This is a genomic window from Kitasatospora sp. NPDC085879 (assembly GCF_040686255.1).
GTDB lineage: Bacteria > Actinomycetota > Actinomycetes > Streptomycetales > Streptomycetaceae > Kitasatospora.
Map to the genome: position 1 here is coordinate 274,579 of NZ_JBFBJZ010000002.1, position 24,203 is coordinate 298,781.

General features: G+C 73.5%; 25 protein-coding genes. 11 read left to right on the plus strand and 14 right to left on the minus strand.

Translation table 11 applies throughout. The features are described from left to right. Window positions 1-385 precede the first annotated feature (385 nt). A complete protein-coding gene (locus AB0P35_RS02955) occupies window positions 386-601 on the plus strand; it encodes a BON domain-containing protein (protein WP_363505600.1) in 216 nt (71 codons plus the stop codon). Between the two features lie 70 nt (window positions 602-671). Here the strand turns inward: AB0P35_RS02955 and AB0P35_RS02960 are convergent, their stop codons facing one another. From AB0P35_RS02960 to AB0P35_RS02970, 3 genes are all read right to left on the minus strand, one after another. Beyond that, window positions 672-1,370 (minus strand): pyridoxamine 5'-phosphate oxidase family protein, encoded by a 699-nt coding sequence (locus tag AB0P35_RS02960; RefSeq protein WP_363505603.1) that lies wholly within the window; start codon window positions 1,368-1,370, stop codon window positions 672-674. A gap of 22 nt (window positions 1,371-1,392) precedes the next feature. Further along, window positions 1,393-1,815: a universal stress protein gene (locus AB0P35_RS02965; RefSeq protein WP_363505606.1), complete on the minus strand. Its 423-nt coding sequence runs from the start codon at window positions 1,813-1,815 to the stop codon at window positions 1,393-1,395. A 79-nt stretch (window positions 1,816-1,894) separates the two neighbouring features. Continuing rightward, window positions 1,895-2,176 (minus strand): dsRBD fold-containing protein, encoded by a 282-nt coding sequence (locus tag AB0P35_RS02970; RefSeq protein ID WP_363505609.1) that lies wholly within the window; start codon window positions 2,174-2,176, stop codon window positions 1,895-1,897. A gap of 282 nt (window positions 2,177-2,458) precedes the next feature. Between AB0P35_RS02970 and chrA the strand changes: the two genes are divergently transcribed. The 3 genes from chrA (at window position 2,459) to AB0P35_RS02985 (ending at window position 5,871) form a co-directional block, all read left to right on the plus strand. Further along, window positions 2,459-3,646, plus strand: coding sequence for a chromate efflux transporter (chrA, locus tag AB0P35_RS02975; RefSeq protein ID WP_363505612.1), 1,188 nt, complete (start codon window positions 2,459-2,461; stop codon window positions 3,644-3,646). Window positions 3,647-3,741: 95 nt separating this feature from the next. Then, entirely contained in the window at window positions 3,742-4,506 is a 765-nt protein-coding gene (locus AB0P35_RS02980) for a hypothetical protein (RefSeq protein WP_363505615.1), read from the plus strand. Between the two features lie 381 nt (window positions 4,507-4,887). Beyond that, on the plus strand, window positions 4,888-5,871 hold the full coding sequence (locus AB0P35_RS02985; protein WP_363505618.1) for a CapA family protein: 984 nt from the start codon (window positions 4,888-4,890) through the stop codon (window positions 5,869-5,871). A 39-nt stretch (window positions 5,872-5,910) separates the two neighbouring features. Here AB0P35_RS02985 and AB0P35_RS02990 read toward each other — a convergent pair whose 3' ends face one another. Beyond that, window positions 5,911-6,771 carry a universal stress protein gene (locus AB0P35_RS02990; RefSeq protein WP_363505621.1) on the minus strand — a complete coding sequence of 287 codons (861 nt, stop codon included), beginning with the start codon at window positions 6,769-6,771 and terminating at the stop codon, window positions 5,911-5,913. 361 nt (window positions 6,772-7,132) lie between these two features. Between AB0P35_RS02990 and AB0P35_RS02995 the strand changes: the two genes are divergently transcribed. Next, entirely contained in the window at window positions 7,133-7,573 is a 441-nt protein-coding gene (locus AB0P35_RS02995; RefSeq protein ID WP_363505624.1) for a universal stress protein, read from the plus strand. A 173-nt stretch (window positions 7,574-7,746) separates the two neighbouring features. On the opposite strand, the gene AB0P35_RS03000 is transcribed toward AB0P35_RS02995, so the two are convergent. Then, window positions 7,747-8,385, minus strand: a complete 639-nt coding sequence (locus AB0P35_RS03000; protein ID WP_363505627.1) for a hypothetical protein — start codon at window positions 8,383-8,385, stop codon at window positions 7,747-7,749. Next, on the minus strand, window positions 8,382-8,630 hold the full coding sequence (locus tag AB0P35_RS03005; RefSeq protein ID WP_363505630.1) for an SHOCT domain-containing protein: 249 nt from the start codon (window positions 8,628-8,630) through the stop codon (window positions 8,382-8,384). Before AB0P35_RS03005 ends, AB0P35_RS03000 begins: the two co-directional genes overlap by 4 nt. Before the next feature lie 310 nt (window positions 8,631-8,940). On the opposite strand from AB0P35_RS03005, the gene AB0P35_RS03010 reads away from it, so the two are divergent. Continuing rightward, on the plus strand, window positions 8,941-9,606 hold the full coding sequence (locus tag AB0P35_RS03010; protein WP_363505633.1) for a DUF4389 domain-containing protein: 666 nt from the start codon (window positions 8,941-8,943) through the stop codon (window positions 9,604-9,606). 117 nt (window positions 9,607-9,723) lie between these two features. Here the strand turns inward: AB0P35_RS03010 and AB0P35_RS03015 are convergent, their stop codons facing one another. The 6 genes from AB0P35_RS03015 to AB0P35_RS03040 are packed head-to-tail and all read right to left on the minus strand — an operon-like array spanning window position 9,724 to window position 14,785. Beyond that, window positions 9,724-10,188: a hydrogenase maturation protease gene (locus AB0P35_RS03015; RefSeq protein WP_363505636.1), complete on the minus strand. Its 465-nt coding sequence runs from the start codon at window positions 10,186-10,188 to the stop codon at window positions 9,724-9,726. Continuing rightward, window positions 10,185-11,531: a nickel-dependent hydrogenase large subunit gene (locus AB0P35_RS03020; RefSeq protein WP_363505639.1), complete on the minus strand. Its 1,347-nt coding sequence runs from the start codon at window positions 11,529-11,531 to the stop codon at window positions 10,185-10,187. Before AB0P35_RS03020 ends, AB0P35_RS03015 begins: the two co-directional genes overlap by 4 nt. Further along, window positions 11,528-12,361: an oxidoreductase gene (locus AB0P35_RS03025; protein ID WP_363505642.1), complete on the minus strand. Its 834-nt coding sequence runs from the start codon at window positions 12,359-12,361 to the stop codon at window positions 11,528-11,530. Before AB0P35_RS03025 ends, AB0P35_RS03020 begins: the two co-directional genes overlap by 4 nt. Before the next feature lie 2 nt (window positions 12,362-12,363). Further along, window positions 12,364-13,161 carry an FAD/NAD(P)-binding protein gene (locus AB0P35_RS03030; RefSeq protein ID WP_363505645.1) on the minus strand — a complete coding sequence of 266 codons (798 nt, stop codon included), beginning with the start codon at window positions 13,159-13,161 and terminating at the stop codon, window positions 12,364-12,366. Beyond that, complete coding sequence (locus AB0P35_RS03035) at window positions 13,158-13,613, minus strand: cyclic nucleotide-binding domain-containing protein (protein ID WP_363505648.1); 456 nt, start codon at window positions 13,611-13,613, stop codon at window positions 13,158-13,160. Before AB0P35_RS03035 ends, AB0P35_RS03030 begins: the two co-directional genes overlap by 4 nt. Next, on the minus strand, window positions 13,610-14,785 hold the full coding sequence (locus tag AB0P35_RS03040; RefSeq protein ID WP_363505651.1) for a 4Fe-4S dicluster domain-containing protein: 1,176 nt from the start codon (window positions 14,783-14,785) through the stop codon (window positions 13,610-13,612). Before AB0P35_RS03040 ends, AB0P35_RS03035 begins: the two co-directional genes overlap by 4 nt. An 816-nt stretch (window positions 14,786-15,601) precedes the next feature. Between AB0P35_RS03040 and AB0P35_RS03045 the strand changes: the two genes are divergently transcribed. Beyond that, window positions 15,602-17,299: a GAF domain-containing protein gene (locus AB0P35_RS03045; RefSeq protein ID WP_363505654.1), complete on the plus strand. Its 1,698-nt coding sequence runs from the start codon at window positions 15,602-15,604 to the stop codon at window positions 17,297-17,299. A gap of 99 nt (window positions 17,300-17,398) precedes the next feature. Here the strand turns inward: AB0P35_RS03045 and AB0P35_RS03050 are convergent, their stop codons facing one another. Beyond that, window positions 17,399-18,097 (minus strand): response regulator transcription factor, encoded by a 699-nt coding sequence (locus AB0P35_RS03050; RefSeq protein WP_095871543.1) that lies wholly within the window; start codon window positions 18,095-18,097, stop codon window positions 17,399-17,401. 253 nt (window positions 18,098-18,350) lie between these two features. After that, a complete protein-coding gene (locus AB0P35_RS03055) occupies window positions 18,351-19,001 on the minus strand; it encodes a hypothetical protein (protein WP_363505657.1) in 651 nt (216 codons plus the stop codon). Between the two features lie 406 nt (window positions 19,002-19,407). On the opposite strand from AB0P35_RS03055, the gene AB0P35_RS03060 reads away from it, so the two are divergent. From AB0P35_RS03060 to AB0P35_RS03075, 4 genes are read left to right on the plus strand one after another with little or no spacing between them, the layout of a single operon-like run. Beyond that, a complete protein-coding gene (locus AB0P35_RS03060; RefSeq protein ID WP_363505660.1) occupies window positions 19,408-20,919 on the plus strand; it encodes an amino acid permease in 1,512 nt (503 codons plus the stop codon). Window positions 20,920-20,938: 19 nt separating this feature from the next. Further along, window positions 20,939-22,162 carry an arginine deiminase gene (locus tag AB0P35_RS03065; RefSeq protein WP_363505663.1) on the plus strand — a complete coding sequence of 408 codons (1,224 nt, stop codon included), beginning with the start codon at window positions 20,939-20,941 and terminating at the stop codon, window positions 22,160-22,162. A 23-nt stretch (window positions 22,163-22,185) separates the two neighbouring features. Then, a complete protein-coding gene (argF, locus tag AB0P35_RS03070; protein WP_363505666.1) occupies window positions 22,186-23,190 on the plus strand; it encodes an ornithine carbamoyltransferase in 1,005 nt (334 codons plus the stop codon). Window positions 23,191-23,192: 2 nt separating this feature from the next. Continuing rightward, window positions 23,193-24,188: a carbamate kinase gene (locus AB0P35_RS03075; protein WP_363505669.1), complete on the plus strand. Its 996-nt coding sequence runs from the start codon at window positions 23,193-23,195 to the stop codon at window positions 24,186-24,188. Window positions 24,189-24,203 lie beyond the last annotated feature (15 nt).

Sequence of the window (24,203 nt, forward strand, 5' to 3'; positions counted from 1 at the left end):
CGGGTGCCGGTTCGCCCCGGTTGCACCGGCCGTCCACGCCGTCGATGCGGCCATCGCCGTCCGGGTTCGCGGGGGTGTTCTCGGGTGTGAGGCCGCAGGCGTTCCGGCCTGATGGATCTGCCCGGTCAGGACGCCCGTGCGCGTCCGTGCAGGCAGGCACCAGCTGTGACCACCTCGACAGGAGACAGAGCCGAGGACGCCGGCCCGGGCCTGGCCGGACGCCTGTGGAACCCGTGCTCGACGGGGTGACCGTGGAGGGAGAAGCACGGTGCGTGTGGCGGTACCCGGACGTCCGGGGGAGTGCCCGGGCGTGGCGGAGTCCGCTCGGCTGCGGCGGGCACCGTGCCCCGACGGCGCTCCTTCCGGACTTGAACGGTCGAAGGACATGAACGAGAACAGCACCACGGCGCCGACCGTACCCAGAGCAGAAGGCGTCGTCACCGTCGCCGGCCGCCTGCCCCGCCGCAGCCTGATCCCGATCGCCGAGCAGCTGTGCCGAGCAGTCGACGGAGTCGTGGCGGTCCATCAGACACTCGACTGGGCCGAGGACGACACCGACGTCGGGCTCGAACACCCGCACGCCTACCGGGCCGACCGCTGAGCACCGATCGCTGAGCACCGATCGCCGAGTACGGGGCCGCAGGCTCATGGTCGCCGGCACCGCTCAGGGGTCAGCGCCCCGGGTCGATCCCGGTGCGGATGACCCGGCCCGTGACCGAGGCCGGACGGATCCGGATCCACACATCACGCCCGTCGCCGGCCCACGGATCCGGGTTGCCGCGGTGCTTCAGGTGCTCGACGGCCTCGGGCTCGTCCAGCCGTGCGGCGGTACCCCTCACCAGCACGCTCCAGCCCGACCGCACGGCCTCGTCGATGTGGTCGACCTCGAAGGCGACGAGGGCACCGCGGTCGGCACACGCGGTGCTCCCCTCTGCGGTGCGGTAGACCACCGTCCCGTCCAGAACCCGGAAGTTGACCGGCAGCGCGACCGGACCCTCACGCGTGGACAGCACCACCCTGCCGATCCCTCCCGGTGCCAGCTTCGACCAGCACACCGGCGCCGACAGCTCCTCCATGACGGGATCGGCCGCGGCGGCCGCACGTCCCGGCGGCGCCTCCAGGCCCACGCCGAGCAGCTCCTGGACGGACGTGTCGAGCGCACCGGCCAGTCGGGCGAGGGCCGCCGCGTCCGGCATCCCGGCGGACGACTCCAGGTACTCCAGGTACTCCACCGCCATCCCCGCCCGGTCCGCAACCTCCTGTCGGCTGAGTCCGAGTCGTTCCCTGCGCAGCGACACACGCCGCGCCATGTCACCCCGTCGCTCCGACGGCCACTCGGTCGATCCTGCGCGGGATCGCTGTTCGGACATGGTTCGTCCCTTCTCCTCGCCGCTATGTCCAGGGAATCCGGCCGCCGCGAACGATGACGACCGGGCAGGGAGCGTGCTGGGCGCAGTGCTGACCCACGGAACCGAGCAGCGCGCCGGCGAATCCGCCGATACCGCGGCTCCCCACCACCAGGAGGACCACGTCCTCGGAGCCGGCCGCAGTGAGCAGCACCTGCGCTGCGGTGCCCTCGGCCGCAACGGTGCGAATCTCGACCGGAGACCCGGGGCCGACGGCCTTCTCGACGCTCTCCGCCAGGACCTTCTCCGCGATGTCGCCGACCGCTCTCTCCTCGTCGGCCGGGATGTCCGCACCCCATCCGGAGAAGGGCGGCTCCCAGGCGATGACCGCCCGTACCGTGGCGCCGGTGGCCTCGGCCTGGCGAACCGCCCAGCGCAGGGCCCGCCGCGACTGCTCGGAGCCGTCCACCCGACGACGATCGCCTCTCCCGTCCGATGGCTGGTCATGATCTCTCCTCCCGCCGCGGTGCCCGCGCCGCACACGGCGTTCAGCCGTTCTCGGGCGCCGTGCTGGCAGCCGCGTCGTGCATACCGGCGCGCAGGAGCTGATGCCCGAGGTCGACCAGGGCCCGCCCGGCTGCGTACTCGTCGCCGATCTCCGGTACGGCCGCGTCCCGCGGGTTGCGGCGGGCGTGGCTTCGGCTCTCCAGGACGTTCTCACCGGTGTCCAGGACGCCGTGCACCGAGGTCGTGTCGCCGGTCTGGAACACGTCGAGCCTGACCGTCCACGTCCTGACGTGCACCGGTGCCCGCGCCGTCGGCTCACTCATCGTCTCGGCCTCCTCCGACACTCCCGGGAGGACACGTCCCGTCCTCGGCGGGCCGCCGCGCCGTACCCCTGCCATCAGGGTGAAACGCCGACACGGCCGGCCGCTGGGGCCGTTCGACCCTTATCAGGGAGACGGAAGGGCACACAGCGACCGGCTGCCAACCGGAGGGTGGACCGGGCGGTACGTGAGCGTGCCGGGCCCGAACGGCTCGACCCCCGTTCACCCCCGTCCGGTACCCTCACCGCGGTCCGGGCACGGACGGCGGGACGGAAGAGGGGCAGGATGGGCGAGGGCACGGCTGAAGGACCGGAGCCGGCGCGGGTCGGGCTCGGCACGATCGCACGGGAGTGGGGACGTATCGGCTGCATCGGATTCGGCGGCCCGCCCACGCACATCACCCTGCTGCGCCGCCTGTGTGTGGAGGAGCGCAGGTGGATCCGGGCCGGCGAGTTCGAGGACGGCATCGCGGCCACCAACCTGCTGCCGGGCCCGGCCTCCACCCAGTTGGCGATCTTCACCGCCTGGCGGCTGCGGGGTGTTCCGGGTGCCCTGGTCGGCGGTCTCTGTTTCATCGTCCCCGGTCTGGTCCTGATCCTGGCTCTGGCCGCCGTGTTTCTCGCGGGCAGCCCGCCGCTGTGGGTGCGCGGCGCCGCCGCGGGGGCGGGATCGGCGGTGGCGGCGGTTGCCGTGCAGGCAGCGCACGCACTGCTCCCCGCGAGCCGGCAACGGGCGGGTTCCGCGCGCCCGGCCCGGGCCCGCTGGCTCGGCTACGCCCTCGCCGGCGGCGCGGCAGCGGCACTGGCCGGGCCCTGGCTGGTCCTGGTGCTCATCGCCGCCGGTCTGATCGAAAGCGCCGTCCGCACCCGATCCGCCGCCGGGCCGACCCGGGTCGGTGCAACGGCATGGCCGCTGCCGCTCGCCACGGCGACCCCGATGGCCGGCGGTCTCCTCGCGGTGGCCTGGGTCGCGTTGAAGGTCGGTGCCCTCTCCTACGGCGGCGGGTTCGTCATCATTCCGCTCATGCAGGCGGACGCCGTCGACCACTACCACTGGATGACCGGCGGCGAGTTCCTCAACGCCGTCGCCCTCGGCCAGATCACGCCGGGCCCCGTCGTCCAGACCGTCGCCGTCGTCGGCTATGCCGCGGCGGGCGTTCCCGGCGGCCTGCTCGCCGCAGCCGTCGCGTTCGCCCCCTCCTTCCTGTTCGTGATCCTCGGCGGACCGCGCTTCGACTCACTCCGGGCCGACATCCGTGTCCAGGGATTCTTCACCGGCGCAGGCCCGGCGGTGATCGGAGCCATCGCGGGCTCGGCCGTACCCCTGGCACTGGCGCTCCAGCACGCCTGGCAGTACGCGATCCTCGCCGCTGCCGCCGCCTGGCTGCTCGCCGCGAAGCGCGGTGCCGTCGGGGCCCTGCTCTGCGCCGGAGCACTCGGCGTGCTCGCCGTCGTGGTCGGCCTGCCGGTCTGACCCGGCCGGAGCAGTGGTGCCGCACGCCGGACCCGTAGTGCCGCGCCGCCCGGGCCCGGGAGGCCGGACGGATTCCGGCGCGTGACGATGGAGGCATGGGCGAGACTCCCGGATCCGGTTCGGACGCTCCTCCGGAGGCGATGCTCGACGCGATGGCGAACCTGGCGCGGTTCCACCGTGAGCACGAGGAGTTCTACGCCTCGGCGCCCCGCGAACAGGCCGTTCTGCTCCAGCGCGACGCGCGAACGCTCCTCGCCCTGGCCGACCGCTGGTCCACGGCGCAGCCCCCGTCGCCGCCGACACCGCTCAATCCGTTCGAGGGCGCCGACGACCTCACCGCACCGGCAGGCGTCCAGTTGCGCGGCGTCCTGTTCATGGAGGGCGAGGGCGAGCCCGTCGAACTGGCCCACCTCAAGCGGGATCTCGCGCGGACCGCGGACGATCTCCGGTCGGGCGCCACCTGGCTCGCCGCTGCGATGCAGGCGTCATGGGAGAGCGCGCGGGCACTGCTCGGCTTCGCCGACTTCGCGGATCTGCTCGGCGAACGGCACCGCATCATCCTCAACGACTGGCAGGCGGCACACCTCGCCGATCTGGCCGGTCTGCTGCTGCACCGGGCCGTCGACGTCCTCGGCCGGGTCGACCTCGATCCGGCCGCGCTCAGAGCGGCCCTCGCCGAGGGCCCGGCGGGCCCGCAGCGGCTCTGCTCGGCCGCCGAGCTGATCTCCCGTGCCGCGGACCTGCTGAGCGAGTCGGCCGGCCTCGTGCACGACAACGAACGCCGCTGGCGCACCTTCCGCACCCGGGTCGACGCTCTCCGGGGCCGGTGCGCCGGGGCCGAACGGCCGGACGGCGCCTGACGGACCACCTGCGGCCCACGAGCCCCGAGCACATTCCGGCGATCGCGATCGCGCCGTGCCGCCGACCCGGGTCCTGCGCGGAATGCCCGGCTCGCAGGCCACCGGGGCAGTCGGGGCGGCCGAGCGGCGGAGACCACGAGGGTTGAGCCGCGGGTTCGGCAGGGGGTTCGGTCGGGACGGCACGCCGCGTCCGGGGCCGCACGAGCCGGTCCGATGGGGCCGATCGGCCCTGGCACGCGGCCGCAGCGCGCGTAGCGTGGCAACCGACCTGCGGGGCGGGTGACGGAGTTCGGCCGGATCGGCCGGACGGTCGACGAGGCGTCGCCCCGACGAGACTCCCCGCGCACGGTGTGCCCGCAGCAGAGACGGGGTGGTCGAACGATGACGCTCACGATCGCGCTGGCGGGCGACACGATGCTGGGGCGGGGCGTCGCCGCGATGCTGAAGCGTTCCGCCAGGCCGGCGGCGCTGTTCTCCACCGGTGTGCGCGAGGCGTTGGCGGAGGCCGACCTCGTCGTCCTGAACCTGGAGTGCTGCATCTCCGACCGGGGCGACCGCTGGTCCGACCCGTACAAGCGGTACTTCTTCCGTGCTCCACCTGCGGCTGCCGGGGTCCTTGCCGGGCTCGGCGTCGACTGTGTGACACTCGCCAACAACCACGCGCTGGACTTCGGCGCGGAGGCGCTTGCCGACACGCGCGCCCTGCTCGCCGGGGCCGGAGTCTGCGCGGTCGGCGCGGGGGCGGACGCGGCGGCGGCCCGTGAGTTCGCCGTGCTGGAGGCGGCTGGCACGCGCGTGGCCGTGGTCGGGGTGACGGACCATCCGGCGGGCTTCTCGGCCTCCGACCGGCGTCCCGGCGTGGCATGGGCGGACCTCAGGGCGGGCGTACCCGGCTGGCTGGAGGACACCGTGGCCCGTGCCGCCGCCCAGGCCGACGTCGTACTGGTCACACCGCACTGGGGTCCCAACATGACGACCCGGCCGCCGCGGCACGTGCAGTCGGCGGCATCGCGGCTCTCGGCCGCCGGCGCGACCCTGATCGCCGGGCATTCCGCGCACGTCTTCCACGGCGTGGCCGACCGCGTCATCTACGACATGGGCGATTTCGTCGACGACTACGCCGCCGATCCGCAGTTCCGCAACGATCTCGGACTGCTGTTCCTGGTGACCCTGGAAGGCCCCGGCCCGGCCGGCCTCGCACCGGTTCGGCTACAGGGTGTGCCGCTGTTCCTGGACTACTGCCACACCCGGCTCGCACGGGGTGTCGACCGGAAGTGGATCCGGGACCGTTTCAGCGCCGCGTGCGCCGAACTGGGCACCGCCGTGAACGAGGACGGCGGCCGGCTGACCGTTGAATGGGGCTGACGGAGAGCAGTACGCCGCAGCATCCGGCCGTGACGGCTCTCAGCCGGTGTCGGATGCGGGCACGGTGATGACCGGGCAGTGGGCGCGGTGCAGCAGGCCGTGGGGGACGGAGCCCAGCCGCATCCCGGTGAACCCGCCCCGGCCGCGCCGTCCGACGACGAGCGCCAGTGCGTCCTCGGAGGCCTCGGCCAGTTCCTCCACCGGATGGCCGCGCACGACCTGCCGGGTCACGGTGGTGTCCGGGAAGGTCTCCGCCTGCTCGGCCACCGCATCGTGGAGCAGGCGGCGGCATTTCTGGAGCACGACGACTTCGTCCGTGGACTCCAGCAGGGACGGCTGCCAGACCCAGAGCGCGCGCAGGTCCGCGCCGCGGGCTGCGGCGGCGGTGAAGGCGTGCTCCAAGGCGGCAACGGAGGCGGGGCTGCCGTCGACACCGGCGACGAGGTACGGCGGCTGCGCGGTACTGTTCCCCGGTCCCAGCACCACGACCACCGGGCAGGCCGCCTGGGCACTGACCGGGACGGCCACCGAGTTCGTGCTGAGGAACTCCTCCAGACGGTTCAGCCGCCGCGAACCGAGGACGACCAGGCACGCGTCGTGCGACTCATGGCACAGCACCTCGGCAGGAGGGCCCTCGGCAAGGACGGTGGCGAGGTCGATGTCGGGGTGTCCACCGGAGGCGGAGGCGGCGGCCTCCTCGAGAACCCGGCGCCCGGCCTTCCGTCGCCCCGGGCCCACGGCGCGGTGCGACCTGTGGTGGTTCGGCGGCGTCGAGTGCACCAGTCGCAGCTGCACTCCACGACGCGCGGCTTCGTCGGCCGCCCAGACCAGGGCCGGCTGTGCGCTGTCCCTGTGGTCCACGCCGACGACGATCGGGCGGGACTGCCGAGAGCCGGTCATTGCTCCTCCAACCCGAGCCGTTACGTGCCCTCAGGGGCACCGTAGGGCAGTGGTACCGCCGTCGGCAGGGCCGAGCGGTCCCGATCGGGTGGGCCGGGTGCATCAGACCGGTCCGCCACGGGCCGTCCTGCCGACTCCCTCGGCACCGTCGGGACGCCCCCGACGACCTCGCCGATGCTCCGCTGCCGGAGCTCCTCCCGGTCGGCGGTGCCACCGACGACACCGCCCCGATCGCCGCCCGGCTCCGAGTGACGCCGCAGCCCTCGCCGCCCCGGGCGGGCCGCTACCGAAGCGTTCGAGTGGCCGACGGTGCCGGTGTCGCGGATGGTGGCCACGGGGGTTACGGCGGCTTGGAGGCGTGATGACGGCAGCGGACGGCGGTGCTCCCCGGATCGTGGTGGGAGTGGACGGCTCGCCCGCATCGGTCGCGGCCCTGCGCTGGGCGGCCCGCCAGGCGGAGCTGACAGGCGCCGTACTCGATACGGTGATCGCCTGGCAGTACCCCGTCGGCTACGGCTGGCCCGCACCCGTCGTACAGGGCTTCGACTTCGAGGGCAACGCCCGCGCGGGCCTCGCCGAGGCCGTCGCCGCCGCCACCGGCGAGTCCCCCGGAGTGGAGATCGAGCAGCACGTCGTCCAGGACCACCCGGCCGCCGCACTGCTCCGGGCCGCCGACGGAGCCTCCCTGCTGGTCGTCGGGAACCGGGGCTACGGCGGATTCGCCGAGGCCCTGCTCGGATCGGTGAGCCAGCACTGCGTCCACCACGCCCGCTGCCCGGTCGTCGTCGTCCGCCACGCCTGAACCGGGGGCGACCGTCGCCGACCCGGAGGAGACCTGACTGCGGGCCCGGCCGGGCGCCCACCGGAGCAAGGCGCCGGCGCGCGCGAGAGGCAGCGATCTTCGCGCCGCTGGGCGTGTCTGTCACACCGCGCCGGGCAGCGGGGCCGTGGCGGGCGGGCGGGCGGGCGGTCGCGTCAGCCGTGCCCGGGGTGCTCCTGCATGCGGAGGAAGGTGCCGTGCCAGGTGTGGTACCAGACCTGGCCGGTGGCGGCGTTGACGGAGAGCATGCCGGTGATCCGGCCGGTGCCGTCGAGGGTGTGCAGCGTGTAGTAACCGGGGAAGTCGTCCGCTTCGCCGGCGTGCTCGCCCGCGCGGTGCCGGGCCAGCCACCCGTCGGCGATGCCGACGGCCCGTTCCGGGCCGACCGTGGTGACGCGGGCCGGGGCAGGCATCATGCCGTAGACCGTGTTCCACATCATGGCCGGACCGAACTCGACCCGGACGGTGCCGTTGCCGGGGTCGACGAGCACCTCGGTGGCGCGCCGGCCGGCCGGGTCGAGGAGTTCGGCGTAGTAGCCGTTGCTGAACTGCATGACCTCGCCCACGTGCAGGTTCCGCGGGGCGGCGAAGCGTTCGACGGCCCGGTCGGCGTCCGCGAACGAGCGCACCGGTGCGCCGGCCGGGACGGCGCCCGTCATCGGGCCGGGGCCGGACCGCCAGGGGGAGCCGCCGGTGCCGCCGGCGACCCACACGAGGGATGCGACGACTGCGGCCAGGGCGGCGACGAGCACCACGAGGGGCAGCCACCGCCCGCCGAGCCGGCCGGTCTTCATGGCCCCGGTGACCGGTCGGCGAGGTGCGCGCGGGCCTCGGTGTAGGCCTCGGTGTCGATCTCGCCGGAGGCGTAGCGGCGGTCGAGGATGTCGCGCGGCGTCTCGTTCGGCCGAGTGCCGTCGCCTGGCCGCTCGGACGGGCGGCGGGTGAGCCGGATGGTGGCCCAGACGACCGCACCGATCAGGGCGATCCAGAACAGCGGCATGAACATCATCCAGGCCCAGCCGGCGTCGTTCCAGTACATCACCGAGCCCACCTCCCTGGAGAGCTTCCTCTTCAGTCTCTTCAAGCCTTGCCGGAAACGGCGGCGGTGGCGTGGGTCCTCCGGCCCCCGGGGCCGGTCCGAACGGCACCGGCCCGCCCGAGGATGTCGGCGCCGAAGGCCCCTGCGGGGCGAACGCCGCGGACGTCCCTCGGGTCGGGGCCGGGTGGCCCTGCCGCCGACCGTCGCGGCCGTTGGACCATGGGGCTGTCCAGAGTGTGTCGGAGTCCGGCCGAGTCCCCGCCGTGCCGGTCTTCCCGGCATCGCGTCAACCGGCCAGGAGGTGATCGCCGTGACCGGCGTTCAGACGGTTCCCGTACGGCTCGAAGCCAGATTGGACCTACCGGTCTCGCGCTGGCTCTGGCTGGTCAAGTGGCTTCTGGCGATACCCCACTGGATCGTCCTGTGCTTCCTCTGGGCAGCCTTCGCCCTGCTGACGGTGGTCGTGTTCTTCGCGATCCTGTTCACGGGCGCCTATCCGCGGTGGATCTTCGACTTCAACCTCGGGGTGCTGCGTTGGACGTGGCGGGTCTCGTACTACTCCTACGGAGGCCTCGGCACAGACCGCTATCCGCCGTTCAGCCTCGCGGAGGAGCCCGACTACCCCGCCACGCTTGCCGTCGCCCGCCCGGAACGGCTGTCCCGGGGGCTGGTCCTGGTGAAGTGGTGGCTGCTGGCGCTCCCGCAGTACGCCGTCCTCGGCTTCTTCCTCGGCGGCGTCGGAGACAGGGGCGGTGGCGGTCTGATCGGCCTGCTCGCCCTGTTCGCCGGTGTGTCGCTGGCCTTCACCGCCCGCTATCCGGCGGGCATCTTCGACCTGATCGTCGGACTGAACCGCTGGGTCTTCCGAGTCGTCGCGTACGCAGCCCTGATGACCGACACCTATCCGCCCTTCCGCCTCGACCAGGGCGCCACCGACCCGGTCGGCGAGCCGGGGCCGCCGTCACCGGGACGGTGACCCGACCCGTGAGCCACACACGACTGCGGGTCGGCGGCCGTTCCACGGGGTCGGGGGAGACGTGTGCCCTTGGTGCCGGGCACGACGATTGTCAGGGTGCTCCACCACGGCCGGGGGCTACCGGTGTGCCGCCCGCACGGAGTCGGCCACCAGGTGGACGAGGGCCGGGAGCGCCGCCCGGACCGCGGGGCTAAGGCCGACACCGACGCTGAAGTCCGCTCCTTCGACCGCATGGACGACGACGGCGTGCGGCAGCCGTCCGAGGGCCGCGGCGAGGGCGAGGGCCTCCGCAAGGCCGAGCCCGTGGGTGCTGGCACTTTCGGCGGCCAGGCGGGCGGCCCGGTCGGCGCGGAGCGTGTGCAGACGGCCGGGACGACCGGCGGGGGAGCGCAGCGACTCGGCGACGATCACGCTGTCGGCCGGGCGCCAGAGCTCCAGGAGCCGGCCCGGGTCGCCGTCGCTCACGGCGAGTTCCGCGGACGGCTCGCCTCGGCTCCTCAGCGACTCGATCACGGCCGGCCCGGCGCCGTCGTCACGGCGGAAGGGGTTGCCGACGCCGATCACCACGACCCGGCCGGTCATTCCCGCTCCACCGCGAGGTCGAGGAAGTGGGCCGAGCAGGAGATGCACGGATCGTGGTTGCGGACGGCTCGTTCGCACAGCGCGGCCAGCTCCTCGTCCCCGACCGCCGTGGGCGATCGGGCCAGCCGGGCCTGCACCTGCCGGCGCAGGTCCTCCTCGATGGCCGCCTGGTTCTGTGAGGTCGGCGGCACGATCCGGGCGTGCGTGACCGTGCCGTCCGGGCCGAGGGCGTACCGGTGGTACAGCAGACCGCGGGGCGCCTCGGTCGCCGCGCAGCCGGCGGACTCCCGCGCCGGTACGTCGACGTGCGGCCGGGGCGGCGGCCGGTAGCCCTCGATGATGTGCAGCGCCTCCTCCAGGGCGTGCACGACTTCGACGGCCCGGACGAGGATACTGCGGTACGGGTTGCGGCAGACGTCTCCCGCGGAGGGGTCGCCGAGGCCGGCCGCCCGGGCCGCCTCGGCGGCGGTCGGGTGCAGCCAGCGGCCGTTGAGCGCGTAGCGGGCGAGCGAGCCGGTGAGGTGGCGGCCTCCGTCCAGTCTCGACTGGAGGGCGGTGGAGTACGGCACCTGCTTCTCGACCACGTGCTGCTCGAACTCGTCCACTGGAAAGCCCCGTACCCGGTGCTCGCCGCCGGGCGCGGGAAGAACGGCGGGTGCCCCGGAGTCGACGGCGTACCGTCCGGGGTCGTGCAGGGCCAGGAACTCGCCGTCGAAGGACGCCTCGGGGAAGTCGAAGCCGGCGACCCACGACACCGTCTCCAAGGCGTCGTCCCGGGCGCGGCGCAGGCGGTCGGCGAGCGGGGCTAGTTCATCCCGCGACACGGTCCGGTAGAAGCCGCCGATCCTCACGTTGACGGGGTGGATCGGGCGTCCACCGAGCAGTTCCATCACCGCGTTGCCCGCCTGTTTGATCCGCAGCCCCCGTTCGACGGCTCGGCGGTTTCCGCGGGCGAGTTCGACGGCGTCGGCGCAGCCGAGGAAGTCGGGGGCGTGCAGCAGGTGGATGTGCAGGGACTGGCTCTCGATCCACTCGCCGTAGTAGAGCAGTCGGCGCAACTGTGCGATCGGTCCGTCGACGGCCACCCCGCAGGCCGCCTCGATCGCCTGGCAGGCCGTCATCTGATAGGCGACCGGACAGATTCCGCAGATCCGGGCCGTGAGGTCGGGCGGTTCGGAGTGCCCGCGGCCGACCAGGAAAGCCTCGAAGAACCGCGGCGGCTCGTAGATCCGCAGTTCGGCGGCGGTGACCCGGCCGTCCTGCAGGCGCAACCTGACGGCTGCCTCGCCCTCCACCCGGGCCAGGGCGCCCAGATGCAGGGTGCGCGACGCCGGCCCGTTCATCGGGGCTCGTCAGGTGCCAGGCGGGCGGCGACGTCCGGCACCGGCCCGTACTCGGGCGCCGCGGCGTTGAAGGTGCGGAAGATCCGGACGACGTCCCGCGCGGACATGCCGTCCCGGGCCAGCTGACGCACCATCGACTCCAGGTTGGGGTCGGCCACCGGTCCGAAGCAGCCGTAGCATCCGCGTCGGTGGGCGGGACAGAGCGCGCCGCAGCCGGCGTGGGTCACAGGACCCAGGCACGGGGTGCCGTGGGCGACGGTCACGCACGTGGTGCCCCGGATCTTGCACTCGAAGCAGACGCTGTGCGACGGAATCCCGGGGGCGCGGCCGGCCAGGAAGGCGGTGATCACTTCGAGCAGTTGGTGCCGGTCGATCGGGCAGCCGCGCAGCTCGAAGTCGACCGGCACGTGGGCCGAGATCGGCGTCGAGGTGTCCAGCGTGGCGATGAACTCCGGGCGGGCGTAGACGGCGGCACGGAACTCGGCGACGTCCGCGAAGTTGCGCAGCGCCTGGACGCCTCCGGCAGTCGCGCACGCGCCGATCGTGACGAGGCGGCGCGAGATGCCGCGGATGTGCCGGATCCGCCGGGTGTCCTCGGCGGTGGTGACCGAGCCCTCGACCAGCGACAGGTCGTACGGCCCGGCGCCCTCCAGGCCCGCCGGGCCCCGGGAGCCGGTCCCCTCGGCGCTGCTCATCTCCAGGAAGTGGGAGATCCGCACCCGGTCGGCCAGTGCCAGCAGCTCGTCCTCGCAGTCGAGGAGGGTCAGCTGGCAGCCGTCGCAGGAGGCGAACTTCCACACCGCCAGGGTCGGCGGGCCGGCACCGTCCATGTCTACAACTCCCTCACCGAAAGCAGCTGCCGCGAGACCGTGCAGTCGACCACCGGGCCGTCGCGGCACAGCAGCAGCGGACCGAGCTGGCAGTGACCGCAGTGCCCCGTCCCGCAGCGCATGTTGCGCTCCAGCGAGAGCTGGATGCGCTCTGCCGGTACGCCTCGGGCCAGCAGCGCATCCGCGGTACGGCGCATCATCACCTCGGGACCGCACACCAGGGCCGCCGCGGTCCGGGGCCCAGGTCGTACGCGGTCCAGGAGGGAGGTCACCACGCCCACACTGCCCGGCCAGGCCTCGTCGGGCCGGTCCACCGTCACCTCCACCCGGGCCGAAGCGCTCCAGACGGCCAGCTCGTCGGGGTACAGGAGGTCGGCCGGGGTGCGCGTCCCCACCAGGACTGCGAGGTTTCCGGCCGTGCCCAGCAGGCGGTGCACGACCGGGCGCAGCGGTGCGAGCCCGATGCCGCCGGCCACCACCAGGACATCGGCGCCCTGCGTCCCGTCGAGGTTCCACCCGGCGCCGTACGGGCCCCTGAGCCCCACGAAGCCGCCGGGCCCGAGCCGGCAGAGGGCGCCCGAGACGGCGCCGACCGAGCGGACGGTGAACGTCAGGCCCCCGTCGTCGATCGCGCTGACGGAGATCGGCACCTCGCCGACGCCGAAGGCGTACACCATGGCGAACTGCCCGGGGGAGAACGCGGGCAGCGGTGGGCCGTCGGCGACGAGTCCGAGGGAGACGCTGTCGGCGGTCTCCGGCCGGGCGGAGGCCACCCGGTAGGGCACGGGCACCGCGCTCACGAGGGGCCGCCTCCGCCCGGGGCGTACAGGTCCACCAGCCGTAGGCGGGTGGCCTGGAGCCGTTCCGCGACGACGGCGGTGAAGCACAGCACCAGCCGGTGGCCGAGCTCCGGCTCGGCATCGCACAGGGCCCGCACCTCGGCCGCGGGGAACTCCGCGGCGGTGACCGGTCCGAGGGTCCGGGCGCCGAGGTGCCAGCGGTACGGCGGGAACAGCCAGGACCAGCCGAGCAGCTGGCCGGGCCCCACGGTCTCGACCACCGGAGGAAGGCGCCCGGGCACGTAGAGGTCGAGGGCGACTTCGCCGGAGCGCAGCAGCCAGAACCGGTCGGCAGGCCCGCCCTCGTCGAACAGCCGGGTGTCCGCGGGGAATTCCCGGTCGTGGGCGAGTGAGAGGAGGCGCTCCCGGTGGGCGTCCGGCAGGCCGTCCAGCAGTCGCCGGGGTTCCGTCACGGCCGTCCGTCCCCGTCGTCCGCGTCCTGCCGGCCGGCCCAGTCGTGCAGGGCCGCTGCCTCCTCGGTGATGTCGATCGCGACCGGGCACCAGACGATGCACCGTCCGCACCCCACGCAGCCGGAGGAGCCGAACTGGTCCCACCAGGTGCCGAGCTTGTGGGTGAGCCACTGGCGGTAGCGGCTCGGTGCGGAGGGGCGCACCGGTCCGCCGTGCAGATACGAGTGGTCGAGGTCGAAGCACGAGTCCCACACCCGCCACCGTTCGGCGTGGTCGCCGGTGAGGTCGGTGACGTCCTGGGTGGTGGTGCAGAAGCAGGTCGGGCAGACCATGGTGCAGTTCCCGCAGGTCAGGCAGCGTTCGGCGACCTCGTTCCAGCGCGGTGCGTCCAGCGTTCCGGCCATCAGTCGGTGCAGGTCCACCTCCGGCATGCTGCGGCCCATCCGGTCGGCGGCGGTCGACACGCCCTGCCGTGCCGCGTCGACCGTCCCCGGGTCCGCGGGCCGCAGCGGCAGTTCGGCGAGGATCTCCGCGCCCTCCGGGCTGCCGCTGCGGATCCAGAACCGGTGGTCACCTGCGTCGGCGACCTCGGTCAGCACCAGGTCGTGGCCGGGGCCGGCGGCCGGGCCGGTGCCCATCGACACGCAGAAGCAGGTCCCGCCGGGCTCGGTGCACTCGACCGCGATCAGGAACGCTCCCGTCCGCCGCCCTTCGTACACGGGATCGCGGTGGCGGCCGCCGGCCATGACCCGGTCCTGGACGGCGATGGCGCGCAGATCGCACGGGCGCACCCCGAGGAAGGCGAAGCGGTGCGGTGCGGGTTCGTCCGTTTCGAACGTCGGCCTGCCCGTCGCCCGGTCGGCCCGCCACTGGCGGACCCGCGCCGGGTGCAGGTAGGACTTCCACGACTGCGGCCCCGCCGCGTTGGCGAAGGCGGCGCGGTCGGCCCGCTCGCGCAGCCGGTACGACCCGGCTTCCAGTTCGACGCCCCAGCCGTAGGGGAGTTGCCCTGCGGAGACCAGCTCGTCCAGGACGATCGCCCCGTCGCGCACGGTCGGGCCCACGACGGTGAAGCCACGGGTCAGCAGGACGTCCACCAGGGCCGCCAAGCCGTCGGTGCCGATCACCCAGCTCTCGGCCGACACGTCCGGGGTGCCGCCGCCTGTCGTCATGCCGCGCACCTCCTCGCTGGCCGTCGAGCCCATCTCTCGCACAGAACGGTTGCCGATGACAGCAGCCGCGCCCCCGACACCGCCCGGTACGCCCGGACGGGTGCACTCCGGGTCCGAGGGACGGCCGGCCTCGGCGCCGGGGCCGGGAGGCCCTGCCGCATGCGGACACACCCGGCCGAGCATGGGAGGGGACCACGGACGCCGGAGCTGTCGCCGTCCCTCCCAGGTAGCCGCCGTTCCACCCGAACCGGTGCGGCAGTGAGCCGTGCCGTCGAGGCCTGCCGGCGTGCCCGGATCGTGCCGGTGCTGGTCACAGGCGACCATCCGGCCACCGCCCGTGCCGTCGCCGGCCGGGTCGGCCTGCTGGAACCCGGCACGACGGACCCCGCGGTCGTGGTCACCGGCCGCGAACTCGCCGCCGGGACGGTGGGCGACCTCACCCGGGTTCGGTCTTCGCACGCACCGATCCGCAGCAGAAGCTCGACGTCCTCCAGGCCTGGCGTGCGCACGGTGCGGTCACGGCCATGAGCGGGACCGCGGGAGGGATCGTCACCTTCGCCGCGACCCGGCTGGACCGGACCGCCCGGCGCTGACGCAGGCACGGGCGGCCGTCGACCCGGGTGCGTTCGCCCGGGGTACCTGCCCGCCGTCGGGGTGGAAGCACCGGCGCCCACGGCGCCGAACCGGCCCGGGTACCGACCGCCGGCGTGTGCTCCGGCGGGCATCGGTCGGCCATGGCCACGGACCGGCGGTCGTCTGACAGAATCGACCGGTCGGCAACGAGGGGCTCGGGAGGCTCGTGTGGGTGGGGGCGAGGTGCGGTCCCGTATTCCGCAGCTGCGGCTGGACGAGCTGCTGGAGGAGCTGCAGGCCCGGATCGACGCGGCCCGCGGAACCCGTGACCGGGTGCACAGTCTGCTGGAGGCGGTGCTGTCGGTCGGCCGGGAGCTGGAGCTGACGCAGGTCCTGCGGCGGATCGTGGAGGCCGCGGCGGTGCTGGTGGACGCCCGGTACGCGGCACTCGGGGTGATCGGCCCGGACGGCGAGAGCCTGTCCCAGTTCCTGACGGTGGGTCTCTCGGACGAGGAGATCGCGCGGATCGGCCCGTTCCCGACCGGCAAGGGGCTGCTCGGGGAGCTGATCCGCCGGCCGGAGGCGTTGCGGCTGGGTGAGCTGTCGGAACACCTGGCCTCGTTCGGCTGCCCGGCGCACCACCCGGTGATGCGGACCTTCCTCGGCGTCCCGGTGCGGGTGCGCGAGGAGGTCTTCGGCAACCTCTACCTCACGGACAAGCGCGGCGGGGAGGAGTTCGACGCCGACGACGAATCGGTGATCTCGACTCTCGCGGTCGCCGCCGGTGTGGCGATCGACAACGCCCGGCTCTACGAGGAGGCGCAGCGTCAGCAGCGCTGGCTGAGCGCGAATGCGGAGATCACCCGGACGCTGCTCTCCGGCAGCTCCCGCTCCGAGGTGGTCGAGCTGATCGCGCAGCGGGCCCGGGAGATCACCGGAGCGGAGCTGGCGGACATGTCGGCGCCGGTGTCCGAAACCGGCTCGCTGCGGGTCGAGCTCGCACTCGGCGGAGACCCGGCGGACCGTCGGGGCCTGGTGGTTCCGGCGAGCGGAACGCTGTCGGGAGAGGCCGTGGCGAAGGCGGAACCGGTGACCACGGTCGACCTGGCCGGCGATCCGCTGCTGTCCGCCGGGCCACAGCGCTTCGCCGGTCTGGGGCCCGCAGTGGCAGTGCCGCTGGGTCGGGCCGGCCGCCAGATCGAGGGTGTCCTGCTGCTGGCCCGCCGGTCCGGCGAAGCGCCCTTCACCGAACGGGAGATCGGCCCGCTGCTCGGTTTCGCCGACCAGGCGGCTCTGGCGCTGGAGCTGGCCGAACGACGCTGGGACGCCGAGCAGTTGGCGATGCTGGAGGACCGCGACCGGATCGCCCGCGACCTGCACGACCTGGCGATCCAGCGGCTGTTCGCCACCGGGATGACGCTGCAGAGCGCCGCCCGCTTCATCGAACACCCGGGTGCTGCGGACCGGGTTCTGCGCGCGGTCGGGGACCTGGACGAGACCATCAAGATCATTCGGTCGACGATCTTCGGCCTGCGGGTCAGGGAGGACGCGGCCAGCAACGGTCTGCGCGCCCGGGTGGTCCGGGCCGTCGAGGAGGCGCAGTCCGCCCTGGGCTTCGCACCCCGGCTGAGCATGGAGGGCCTGCTCGACACCGCCGTCCCCGCGGAGGCCGCCGACCATGTGATGGCCGTGCTGGCGGAGGCGCTGAGCAATGCGGCCCGGCACGCCCGGGCCCGCCGCGTGGAAGTCTCGCTGCGGGCGACCGGCACGCACCTGGAGCTCGCCGTGCAGGACGACGGTGTCGGCATCCCCGAGCAGGGGCGGCGCAGCGGCCTGCGGAACATGGCCGAGCGGGCGGAGAGTCTCGGGGGAGTGCTGGAGCTGTCGAGCCCGCCGGACGGCGGGGCCAGGCTGGTGTGGACGGCTCCACTGGGCGGCTGACCGCGCCGTTCCGGAGGGCGGCGGGATCAGCGGGCGAGAACCGAGAACGCGGACGGGAGCACCCTGCGGGCGGGTCCGACGGGCCCGCAGGGAGCGGCCTCAGCGGGGGAGCCGGCCAGGCGTCCGGTCCTGGGCGGCCAGCGCCTGGGTGGCGATGACGGCGGCCTGGACGCGGCGTTCGACACCGAGCTTGGCCAGCAGCCGGGAGATGTGGTTCTTGACGGTCTTCTCGGCCAGGTAGAGCCGCTGGCCGATCTCGCGGTTGGTCAGGCCCTCGCCGATCAGCGCGAGGATCTCCTGCTCCCGGTCGGTGAGTTGGGGGAGGCCGGAGACCTGCGGGGCGGTGTCGCCGCGCAGACGGGCCATCAGGCGGGTGGTGGCGCCCGGGTCGAGCATCGACTGCCCGGCGGCGACCGTGCGCACGGCGGAGACCAGGTCGGTGCCGCTGATCTGCTTGAGCACGTACCCCGAGGCGCCGGCCATGATCGAGTCGAGCAGTGCGTCCTCGTCGTCGAAGGAGGTGAGGATCAGGCAGCCCAGTTCGGGCATCCGTGAGCGCAGCTCACGGCAGACGGTCACCCCGTCGCCGTCGGGCAGCCGCATGTCCAGGATCGCCACGTCCGGGCGAAGCGCCGGGATGCGGGCCAGGGCCTGCTCGACCGTGGCAGCCTCGCCGACCACGGTCAGATCCGGCTCCGCGTCCAGCAGGTCGTGCACGCCCCGCCGGACGACCTCGTGGTCGTCGAGCAGGAACACCTTGATCGGGGCGCTCGCCCGGGCCACTGCGCTGTCCGCCATCGCTTCTCCGTACTTCTCCGTCCGCCCCCGTGCAGGAGGCGGGGCAAAAACCGTCAGCAGTCTGCCGTGTACTCCGACAGGCACAATAGGGCCGGGCGGCCCGATTCTCCCAGCGACGACCGTCCGGTGGTCGCGAGTTCCCGTCGTCACCCGGTCGGCCGAGGTGTCGACAGGCCGGTTTCGGCGAGGAGCGGTTGCGGCGCTCCACTCTCCGGAAGGTCCGGTCCGCGGCGCTCCCGGGTGGTGCCCCGGTTCAGCCGCGGCGGACATCGCCGTTGCCGGGCTTTCGGGCTGATCGTCCGCTCCAGACGGGTTCGAGTTCGGCCCAGGCATGCTGCCAGGCGGCGTCCGCCCGGCGGTCCAGGCCGGTCAGCCGGAGAGCCAGGATGCAGGCGGTGAGGACGATCAGGCAGCCGCAGACGAACAGGCCGCGGCAGACCGCGTCGGAGACGAGGGCGGCGGTGCTGGGCGGGGCGGGGGCGAGCTGCCCGGAGTCGCCCACCCAGACGGCCGTCGTGGCACCCGTCGGAGCCGGCCGGCTCAGCTGGACCGTGCCGGTGTTGTGCTGCCCGGAGGGATATGTCCAGGCTGCGGTGGCCCGGTAGCGGCCGGCCACGGTGTCGGCCGTGCCGCCCGCGTCCAGGGGCGGTGTGAGCAGGACGGCCTCGACGCGGTGCAGGTGGGGTGCCGCCGCGGCGGCTCGCCGCTCGGCCGAGCCGAGGTCGGCCAGGGCGGCCGCAGCGCCGAGCAGCGCCGCCAGGACGATTGCGAGCACGGCGAGGACGAGCGAGCGGCTGCGGGAACGATCCGCAGCCCGGGCCAGCGCGTTGTGCTCGGCGCCGAGGGCTCGGCGCAGGTGGCGCTGCCATGGGCGGGTGACGCGGGTGCGGCGTGTGCGGGCCATCGTGAACTCCTTCGCGGACGGGATGCGCGATCGGGAGCGGACCCCGCTACCCGCCGCTCTCCGGCCGTCGGGTGGTGCAGGGCCGGGACTCCCGCGGGACTCGTGCCACGAGAACTCTGTCGGCGACCGCCGGGCACCGACAGGGACCGACCGGGCCCACCGGAGGGCCGGTGGTCCCTGACCGCCCCTGTTCCCCGTGCGGACGGCACCTCCGGGCCGGCGACGGTCCGTCGGCCGGACCGCCCGGCCGGGACCATCGGGGCGCTGCGACGGGACTGCCGGCCGAGCAGGACAGGACCATCGGTCCCTGGGAAGGCATCCGGCCGCTCTCCGAGGATCTTCACCGTGAGTCACGGGCACACCGGTGCCCACCGCTGTCCCCGAGCACACCGCAAAGGAGCGCGTGATGTCCGCACACGGCCGCAGAGAGACCCGGCAGACAACGACGGATGACGGTCCGTCCGGCACGGCCGGCGGCTTCGGCCTGCCGGCCGCCACCGCCCTGGTGGTCGGCAGCGTCATCGGCACCGGCGTGTTCGCGCTGCCGTCCGCGCTCGCCCCGTACGGGCCGATCGCCCTGGTGGCGTTCGGCCTGGTGACGATCGGCGCACTGGCACTGGCGGTGACCTTCGGCCGGCTGTCGGAGCGGGTGCCGGGAAGCGGCGGACCGTACGTCTACGCCAGGCAGGCGTTCGGGGAGTTCGCCGGGTTCCTCACCGCGTGGTCGTACTGGATCACCGCCTGGGCGGGCAATGCGGCCATCGCGGTGGCCTGGGTCGGCTACGTCGAGGTGTTCGTCAACAAGGGACACCACACCGGGGGTTCGATCGCGATCGCCCTGGCGGGCCTGTGGGTGCCGGCCGTCGTCAACCTGACCGGCGTCCGGGCCGTCGGTGCGTTCCAGGTCGCCACCACGGTGCTGAAGTTCGTTCCGCTGGCCTTCATGGGCACGGTCGGGCTGCTGTTCGTGAAGTCCGGGAACTTCGGCGCCTTCAACGCGAGCGGGACGTCGGCGCTCGGGGCGGTGTCGGCGGCGGGGGCGATCGCACTGTTCAGCTACATCGGTCTGGAAACCGCCTCCGTGGCTGCCGGACGGGTCCGTGATCCCCAGCGCAACGTTCCGCGCGCCACGGTGTACGGCACGCTGGCGTGCGCCGCGATCTACCTGCTGGGCACTCTGGCCGTCTTCGGCACCGTGCCGCACGCCCGGCTCGGCTCCTCCACGGCGCCGTTCACGGACGCGGTGAACATCGTCGCGGGCGGCCACTGGGCCGGTGACCTGGTCGCGGCGGCCGCGATCGTCTCCGGCATCGGCGCGCTCAACGGGTGGACGCTGATCTGCGCCGAGATGCCGATGGCCGCCGCCCGGGACGGGCTCTTCCCGTCCGCCTTCACCAAGGTCCGCGGGCGCGCAGGCGTGCCGGCCTTCGGCATCGTCTCGGCGACCGTCCTCGCCTCGGTGCTCACCGTGGTCAGTTACACCCGCTTCACCCAGGTCTTCACCGGGATCGTGCTGCTGAGCGTGCTCACCGCAGCCGTGCCGTACCTGGTCGCGACCGCCGCCCAGCTGCTCTGGCTGGTGCAGCACGGACGCGAGGAGCTCGACCGGCGCCGCCTCGTCCGGGACGCCACCGTCACCGTCGCCGCCCTGGCGTTCTCCTACTGGTCGATCCAGGGCAGCGGCTACCAGACCGTCTACTACGGCCTGTTCACCATCCTGCTCGGCATCCCCGTCTACATCTGGCTGAAGCGCCCGATCGCCCGCGCAGCCGGAACGGGCGCCCTCGCCGGAACCCCGCCCACCGGGGCCGGGCAGGCCGGGCCCGACGCGCCGCTGCCCGCGGCGGCCCGCAGCGCAGGCCCGGTCGGCCTGCCGACCATCCTCCGTCGCGCGCTGATGCCGCGCCACCAGCACTGAGACCAAGGAGCACACCGACATGTCCACTCTCCGTGTCGACTCGGAAGCCGGCCGGCTGCGCCAGGTGATCCTGCACCGCCCAGGTCTGGAACTCTCCCGACTCACCCCGCGCAACGTCGAGGACCTGCTCTTCGACGACATCCTGTGGGCCAAGCGGGCCCGTGAGGAGCACGACGCCTTCGCCCAGGTGCTGCGGGACCACGGCGTGCGCGTCCACCACTACGCCGACCTGCTCGCCGAGACCCTCGACCTGGCGCCGGCCCGCGCCTGGCTGCTCGGCCAGGTCGTCACTCCGGCCGCCGTCGGCCCGGCCCTGGTGGAACCGGTGCGGGAGCTGTGCGAGCAGCTCGACGGTGCGGCGCTCGCCGAGTACCTGATCGGCGGCGTCCTCAAGGACGACCTGCCGATCCGCAAGCCCCACAGCCTGCTGTGGAACACGCTGGGCGAGCAGGACTTCGCCCTCCCGCCGCTGCCCAACCACCTCTTCCCGCGCGACAACTCCTGCTGGATCGGGTCCCGCTACAGCATCAACCCGATGGCCAGGCCCGCCCGCCGACGGGAGAGCCTGCACACGGCCGCGATCTACCGCTTCCATCCGCTGTTCGCCGAGACCGCCCCGCCGCTGCTGGACGGTACCGCGGCCCGCCCCGGGCTCAGCCTGGAGGGCGGCGACGTCCACGTCATCGCCCCCGGTGTGGTCATGGTCGGCATGGGTGAGCGCACCACCGCCCAGGCCGTCGAGCAACTGGCCCAGAACCTCTTCCTGTTCGGCGCAGCGCACCGGCTGATCGCCGTGCGGCTGCCGGAGAGCCGGGCGTTCATGCACCTCGACACCGTTCTGACGATGATCGACCGGGACACCTTCGCCGTCCACCCCGGCCTGGCGCACCGGCTGCGCTCCTGGACCCTCACCCCGGACCCCGAGCGGCCGAGCGGGTTCGACGTCGCCCCCGACCCGGATCTGGCGGCCTCCCTCGCGGAGTCCCTCGGTGTGGACAAGGTCCGCCTCCTCTCCGCCGAGCAGGACGTACGGGCCGCCGAGCGCGAACAGTGGGACGACGGCAGCAACTTCCTCGCCCTCGAACCCGGCGTGGTCGTCGGCTACGAGCGCAACACCACCACCAACACCCACCTGCGCAAGCAGGGCATCGAGATCGTCACCGTCGCCGGCTCCGAGCTCGGCCGCGGCCGCGGCGGACCGCGCTGCATGAGCTGCCCGATCCAGCGCGATCCCGTCGACTGACCACCACGGAGGAGGAATCCGCCATGACCGTCAACCTGCACGGCCGCCACTACCTGAGCGAGTTCGACCACACCGCCGCCGAGATCCACCACCTGCTCGACCTCGCCGCCGAGCTGAAGGCCGCCAGGCGGGCCGGCACCGAGGTCCCGCGGCTGGCCGGCCGCCGTCTAGCCCTGATCTTCGAGAAGAACTCCACCCGTACCCGCTGCGCCTTCGAGGTCGCCGCGGCCGACCAGGGCGCCACCACCACCTACCTCGGCCCGGACAGTTCCCACATCGGCCACAAGGAGTCCGTCGCCGACACCGCCCGCGTGCTCGGCCGGATGTACGACGGCATCGAGTACCGCGGCTACGCCCAGGCCACCCTCACCGGACTCGCCGCGCACGCCGGCGTCCCCGTGTACAACGGCCTCACGGACGAGTGCCACCCCACCCAGAGCCTGTGCGACGTCTTCACCATGCGCGAGCACAGCGGCCGGCCGCCGGCGCAGATCTCCTTCTGCTACCTGGGCGACGCCCGCAACAACACCGCCAACTCGCTGATGGCGATGGGCAGTCTGCTCGGGATGGACGTGCGCGTCGCCGCGCCGCGCGAGCTGTGGCCGGACCCGTCCCTGGTGCAGGAGTGCCTGCTGCGCGGCCGGGACAGCGGCGCCCGGTTCACCCTCACCGACGAGGTCGACGAGGCCGTGCGCGGCGCGGACTACCTGTACACCGACGTCTGGGTCTCGATGGGCGAGGACCACGACCGGTGGAAGGAGCGGATCGACCTGCTGCTGCCGTACCAGGTCAACGTCGCGACCATGGCCGCGACCGGCAACCCGGACACCGCGTTCCTGCACTGCCTGCCCGCCCTGCACGACCGCCGCACCGACCTCGGCGCCGAACTCGCCGAGCAGCACGGCCTGAACGCCCTCGAAGTCACCGACGAGGTGTTCGAGTCGCCCGCGTCCCTGGTCTTCGAGCAGGCCGAGAACCGGATGCACACCATCAAGGCCGTCCTCGTCGCCACCCTCGGGAAGGACTGACCGTGCGCATCGTCGCAGCCCTCGGCGGAAACGCCCTGCTCCGGCGCGGAGAACACCCCGACGCCGCCGTCCAGCAGCACCACGTCCGCGAGGCCGCCCGGTCGCTGGCCGAACTCGTCCTCGCCGGACACGAGGTGGTGATCACCCACGGCAACGGGCCGCAGGTCGGCCTGCTCACGGCGGAGAGTGAGGCCGACCCGGCACTGACCGCGCCCTACCCGCTGGACGTCGTCGGCGCCGAGACCCAGGGCATGATCGGTACCCTGCTCGTCCGCGAGCTGACGGCCCGCCTGCCCGGGCGGACCGTGACCGCACTGGTCACCCACACCGAGGTCGATCCGCATGACCCGGCACTCCGCCGGCCGAGCAAGTTCATCGGCGGCCAACTGACCGACCGCCAGGCCAGGCTGATGGAGATCGAACGCGGCTGGACCACCGCCCGGGACGGTGCCCGGCTGCGCCGCACCGTTCCCTCGCCCCGGCCCGAGGCGATCACCGAACTGCCCGCGATCCGGGCCCTGTTGGCCGCCGGAATCGTCGTCGTTGCCGCCGGCGGCGGCGGTGTGCCGATCACGCGCGATCCGGACACCGGACGGGTGCGCGGCGTCGAGGCCGTGGTCGACAAGGACCTCACCGCCGCCCTGCTCGCCGAACGGCTCGACGCCGACGCCCTGCTGATCCTCACCGACGTCACCCATGTGTTCACCCGCTTCGGCGCCGCCCACCCCGGCCCGCTCATCACGGCCACCCCCGGCGAACTGCGCGAACTCGACCTGCCCGAGGGGTCGATGCGGCCCAAGACCGAGGCCGTCGCCGCCTTCGCCGAACGGACCGGCCGCCTCGCCGTCATCGGCCCGCTGGACGACGCCCTCGGCGCACTCCTCGGCACCACGGGCACCTCCGTCCGCGCGCCGTCGCCGGTGGGTGACTCGGGACGGACGTCACTGCCGGCGGGACCTTCGGCCCTCGGCCCGGCAGTACCGCGCACGGCAGTCTGAACCCACCAGGAGAAG